This is a genomic window from Thomasclavelia sp. (genome assembly GCF_017889095.1).
In the GTDB taxonomy this organism is placed as follows: Bacteria; Bacillota_I; Bacilli_A; order Erysipelotrichales; family Coprobacillaceae; genus Thomasclavelia.
In genome coordinates this window covers 1-3,283 of sequence record NZ_JAGHEW010000092.1, presented here as the reverse complement: position 1 = coordinate 3,283, position 3,283 = coordinate 1, and the positions used below count along the sequence as shown (strand labels likewise).

The window sequence follows — 3,283 nt, the reverse complement described above, 5'->3', positions numbered from 1 at the left end:
GGGTACGGGCAACATTAGAATTAGTTGGACTTGAAGAAAAAGTAAATTCATTTCCACATGAATTATCAGGGGGACAACAGCAGCGTGTTGCAATTGCAAGAGCAATTGTCAATCGTCCTAAAGTATTAATTGCTGATGAACCAACCGGAAATCTTGATCCAGAAACTTCAGAAGAAATTATTAAAATTTTAGAGCGAATTAATGAAACACAAAATACTACAATTGTTCTTGTTACTCATGATAGTAAGATTGTTCAAGAGCATAAAAAAAGAACAATTTTAATTGAAAATGGTTGTATCAATGCAGATACTAGTTTAGGAGGTTATGATATTTAATGAAAGAACTTGTTAGCTGCATTAGAAATTTACCGCAGCATTTTATAACAGCAGTCCAAAATATTTGGCGTAATGGGGTAATGTCATTTTCATCAATTTTTGCAGTAACGATTACTTTATTATTAATTGGAGTAATTGGGGTATTAGCACTAAACGTTCAAGATATCTCAGCTAATATTGAAGAAGGCGTTAGTATTTATGTCAAATTGGAACGAAATATTGATAGTGAAGCAGAAGTAGCAGTAGGAGATCAAATTAAACAGATTGATGGTGTAAGTAAAAGTACTTACTATACTAAAGACCAGGAGTTAGATAAATTAATTGAAACTCAAGGAGAAGATGGGGCAGAATTATTCGAATCTTATCGAAATGATAACCCGTTAGGGGCTGCTTATGAAGTAGAAGTCAAAGATGCCAGCAAGATCAATGCAATTGCTAAACAAATTGAAGAAATTCCTAATGTTAATAGTACTAACTATGGTGGTCAATCAACTCAAAACATGGTTAAAACATTGCAAACGATTCAAACTGGTGGAAGTATCTTTATTGTTGGCCTTGCAGTAGTAGCTTTATTTATGATTGCAAATACGATCAAAATTACAATCACTGCAAGACAAACAGAAATCAGTATCATGCGAATGGTTGGGGCAAGTAACTGGTATATTCGTATTCCGTTTATGTTAGAGGGAATGTTAATTGGTTTAATTGGTTCTATTATTCCTATTATTGTTTTAGTTTATGGATACCAGGCTGTTTATAGCTATGCTGGTGGGGCATTATTATCAGCAATGTTAGCTTTAAAAGAACCAATGCCATTTATTCGTGATTTTTCATTGATCATTGCCGCAATTGGTGCTGGTGTTGGTTTAGTAGGAAGTTTTGTATCAATTAGACGTTTCTTAAAGATTTAATAGCTAAACAGAAAAGGCTCCGCAGCTTTTTCTGTTTTTTTATAGGAGCAGGTATGGTTAAAGATAAAATAATTACTCAGTTAGAAAAAGAATATATAAATAATATAGATTTTATTTATATTTATAATCATGGTGGAGAAGTGATTAATTTTAATGAGGATTTGATTGTATTTAAATACCATGAAACATATTTTATTAAAGGGACTGATAGGGCAATATTTGATTTTTTAAAAAACAAAAAAAGTATCAAAATGCTTGCAATTCACAATAGCAATTTAAATGATTATATTTTAGAAAGATTTAAACTAAAAAATGTGATTGTTGCTTATAATTATTGTTATTTAAAAGATCAAATTGATATAATCGACGATATCATGATCAAACCAATTGGAATGGAATATTACGATATCATTAAAGATAATTATTCTAGTTTGACTGATCTGGATTATTTAATAGCTAGAATTAAGTCAAATACTTTTATAGGTGCTTTTGTCGATAATAAAATAGCTGGTTTTGCAGGTATCCATGATGAAGGATCAATTGGATTTGTTGAGGTATTAAAAGAATATCGAAGAAAAAAGATTGGAACAGCATTAGAGAGTTATTTAATTAATCAATTACTTGAAAAAAACGAAGTTGTTTATTTGCAAGTAGAAATTAATAACGCTGGTTCAATCAAGTTTCATGAAAAATTAGGTTTTAAACGCTCAAATGATAAAGTGTTTTGGTATATGTAGGAGGATAAAAAATGGATAAATATAAATTTGATGATTTACAATATTTACAGGTATCTTTACCAGAAGATTTATTGAAATTAAAGTGGTATGGTGCTTTTAAACGGATGGAAAAGGTGATTGATCTTAAGTTAAATAAGGAAATACCAGCAGCTTTAAAAAAACGATTAAATTTAGAAAAAGAAATTATTAAAAGATTACCTGATGAATATCCGTTAACATATGATCGGGCATTAGCAATTTGTCATGAAAATTTCATTGATTTTAAAGATGAAGAATTAGAAAAGTTACAAGATGAAAATGGCGTTGAATGGATCTTTGTTGAAGGGAAACCACAGTTTAGAGCTGATTTTTTTGAAAATATTATTAAGACTAGAAATGATTATGTTGCTAGATTGATCGATCCAGGCAAAAATGTTAAACGCGAAGCTAATTTTAAATTGTTAGATGATACGATTAGTGAAATAAAAAAATATGGTAAATTAACTTATCATTTTCGTTTAAAAACTGGAATCAAGTTAAATATTGATGATCATGATAAACAAGTACGAGTTCATTTACCATTACCAATTGAAAACGCACAAGCAAGTAATTTTAAATTATTAAAAACATTGCCTGATTATCAAAGTATTGATAGTGGTGATTCTTTAGCAAGAACGATTTATTTTGAAAGCAATATTGATGTAAATAAAGAATTTTATGTAGAATATGAATATGATAACATGATTGAATATCAAGAACTAAAAGCTGAAAAGGTAAGTGCTAATCAGCCACAGTTTTATTTACATGAACAAGCGCCGCATATTGTTTTTACGCCATATTTAAAAGCTTTAGCTAAAGAAATAGTCCAAGATGAAACTAATAATTTATTAAAAGCTAAAAAGATTTATGAATATATTACTACTAAGGTCAATTATTCATTTGTCCGTAATTATTTCTGTATTCCTAATATTAGTGAGTATGTTGCGTTAGGACAAAAAGGTGATTGTGGAGTTCAGGCATTATTGTTCATTACTTTATGTCGAATTGTTGGCGTTCCTGCTACTTGGCAGGCAGGATTATATGTAACTGATGATGATATTGGTAATCATGATTGGGCGAGATTTTATGTAGCTCCTTATGGCTGGTTATATGCAGATTGTTCATTTGGTGGCAGTGCTTATCGAAATGGCGATCTAAATCGCTGGCAATATTATTTTGGTCACTTGGATCCATTTAGAATGCCGGCATGTAGCGAATACCAGTTTGAATTTAATCCACCAAAAAAATATTTACGCCAAGATCCTTATGACAATCAAACTGG

4 protein-coding genes are annotated in these 3,283 nt (G+C 30.2%); all 4 read left to right on the top strand.

What is annotated here, in order from left to right; translation table 11 throughout:
• Window positions 1-335, top strand: a 335-nt coding sequence (locus tag J7M77_RS04280) for a cell division ATP-binding protein FtsE (RefSeq protein WP_296876341.1), incomplete at its 5' end; no start/stop codon positions are given.
• Window positions 335-1,246, top strand: coding sequence for a permease-like cell division protein FtsX (gene ftsX, locus J7M77_RS04275; protein WP_296876339.1), 912 nt, complete (start codon window positions 335-337; stop codon window positions 1,244-1,246). The genes J7M77_RS04280 and ftsX, both read left to right, overlap by 1 nt.
• A gap of 53 nt (window positions 1,247-1,299) precedes the next feature.
• Window positions 1,300-1,983 carry a GNAT family N-acetyltransferase gene (locus J7M77_RS04270; RefSeq protein WP_296876337.1) on the top strand — a complete coding sequence of 228 codons (684 nt, stop codon included), beginning with the start codon at window positions 1,300-1,302 and terminating at the stop codon, window positions 1,981-1,983.
• Between the two features lie 11 nt (window positions 1,984-1,994).
• On the top strand, window positions 1,995-3,283 hold a 1,289-nt coding region (locus J7M77_RS04265), incomplete at its 3' end, for a transglutaminase-like domain-containing protein (protein WP_296876336.1).

Bases quoted from the DNA above. Each gene is read 5' to 3' on its own strand.
- ftsX (WP_296876339.1), top strand. From the start codon at position 335: ATGAAAGAACTTGTTAGCTGCATTAGAAATTTACCGCAGCATTTTATA.
- J7M77_RS04270 (WP_296876337.1), top strand. From the start codon at position 1,300: ATGGTTAAAGATAAAATAATTACTCAGTTAGAAAAAGAATATATAAAT.